At 36.4% G+C, this 1,865-nt stretch carries 3 protein-coding genes; all 3 read right to left on the bottom strand.

Annotated features, from left to right (window positions below; all coding sequences use genetic code 11):
- Nucleotides 1–151: 151 nt before the first annotated feature.
- The 3 genes from T368_RS0111350 to T368_RS0111340 are packed head-to-tail and all read right to left on the bottom strand — an operon-like array spanning nucleotide 152 to nucleotide 1,617.
- Nucleotides 152–694: a hypothetical protein gene (locus T368_RS0111350; protein WP_004084627.1), complete on the bottom strand. Its 543-nt coding sequence runs from the start codon at nucleotides 692–694 to the stop codon at nucleotides 152–154.
- Nucleotides 695–697: 3 nt separating this feature from the next.
- The gene (locus T368_RS0111345) at nucleotides 698–1,003 is read right to left on the bottom strand and encodes a hypothetical protein (protein ID WP_004084626.1); all 306 of its coding nucleotides are present in this window, start codon (nucleotides 1,001–1,003) and stop codon (nucleotides 698–700) included.
- A gap of 2 nt (nucleotides 1,004–1,005) precedes the next feature.
- Complete coding sequence (locus T368_RS0111340) at nucleotides 1,006–1,617, bottom strand: hypothetical protein (RefSeq protein WP_004084624.1); 612 nt, start codon at nucleotides 1,615–1,617, stop codon at nucleotides 1,006–1,008.
- Nucleotides 1,618–1,865: the final 248 nt, after the last annotated feature.

Below are 1,865 nucleotides of genomic sequence, written 5' to 3'. Positions count from 1 at the left end.
GCTTTAACTGCAAACTAGAGACTTTAAAGCGTGAAGTATTTTGAGACGATTTTGCTTGTTTTCAAGGAAAATGCAAGGGAGTGTATTAAACATACGCGACTGCCGCATTTTCTGCAGAATCAAGCAAAAGCGTCCAAAAGACAAACGCTAACTAAGCTAACGGACTCTTATAGATAATCCCCTTCAACGCCTCTTTAGATTCTGCTAATTCCACCTGCTTACATAAACTCTGCTTATAGCCTAAAAGCTTTCCTAGATTGCTTACATAATCTTCATTTTTAGCAATAATCTTAGCTGCCAAGTTTGCCACACTCATACCCCGTTTTTTAGCGATTTCGCTTAAAAGTGGAGTGGGCGTATTATTATCTGCTAAATACTCTTGTGCCTCTCTTTTTTGGGCTTCATAAGTTGCGATTTCACCCTGTGTTACTCCTGCTTGCATGTAGCTTACCTCTCTTTCAAAGTAAAAGCTAATTTGTGCTTTTAAATCCTCTTTTAACTCATCTAAGCTTTTTTCTACAAAGCTTTGTGTCTTTTTATCGTATCTTTGACCAATGAGTATTTCTTTTCCTTGTGGGATTTCTACTGCAAGTATTGCGTTTTCGTCCCACTCTTTTAGCTGTGTGCTATCAAATATTTGCACTACTTCATCATCTTGTATCATTGCGTATAATACGCCCTCTTTTGCTTTCATATTCTAATCCTCATAACTTTTTAAAATGGTTTCTAAGTGTTTTAACCTGCCCTCGCATGTTTTATCATCTTTTGTAGCATTAAAAGCCCTTTCATACTCTTTTAGTGCGTAAGCTTTCATTGAATCTATATCACAGACATAGTTTTGTATCTGTAATTCTTGCTCTTTTATAAGCCTATTTTGTGTTTCAACGCTAAAATTTAGGGCTAGATTTTCTGCTTCTAGCTTTTTGTTTTCAATACCCAAATACATGATAACAAACAAAAAGATAAGATTAATAACACTAAAAATAACTACAAATGAACGCATAGCTATTGCCTATTCATCGGCAGTGCGCCTGAGTTTGTATCGCTTTGTTGTGAATCCACTGCCACGCCTTGTGCTTGGGCTGGTAAGTCTTCGGGCGGGGATTCTTCAGGTGGGGCCTCCTCTTGTGGTGCATTCTGTGCGGCATAAATCTCATACACTAAATCAAAAAAGGCTTCAATGGGCTGTGATTTAATCTCTTCTTGCACTCTTGGGGGAAGTTCATTTGCAAAAAAGGCAATGAGTTCTTTTATATCAACTTCTGGGTGGCGGCTTTGAAAATCTTGCTTTATAGCTTCGATGTTTGCAAGTTCGCTTTTCCCTGCGATTGTGTCTTGTAACTCTTTTGCCTTTGCTACTCTTGGCTCTACTAATGCACTTACAAATTTATTTTGTTCTTCAATGATTTTTTTAAAGAATGTAACTCTATCACTGAAAAACAACTCTTCAAGCACTGAATCATTATCAATTAAAGCGCTTATATGTTCTGCAAAGTCGTTTTCTACACTTGCTTCAATGTCTTGAAGTTCTTTTTGTATGGCTTCTAGCTGCCCTTGCTCTTGTGTGGTGTCGTATTCGCTTGTTGGTTCTTGTTGTGGGGGGAGTTGTTCTTCCATTTTTTATCCTTTTTTTAATATTCGTCTTTGTTATTTCATTTCAAAGATTAAGGCTAAAAATAGCTAGTCATTATCACAAAAGATAACTCCTAGCTATTTTTTACCTTAAAGCTTTAAAAGCAAATAATCAAATACTAGAATATGGGGTTATCTTGTTTGCTTTAACTGCAAACTAGAGACTTTAAAGCGTGAAGTATTTTGAGACGATTTTGCTTGTTTTCAAGGAAAATGCAAGGGAGTGTATTAAA

The sequence above is a fragment of the Helicobacter bilis ATCC 51630 genome, assembly GCF_000686565.1.
Taxonomy (GTDB): Bacteria; Campylobacterota; Campylobacteria; order Campylobacterales; family Helicobacteraceae; genus Helicobacter_A; species Helicobacter_A bilis.
Note: the sequence above shows the minus strand (reverse complement) of the source record. Positions and strands in the feature narration are given on the sequence as shown.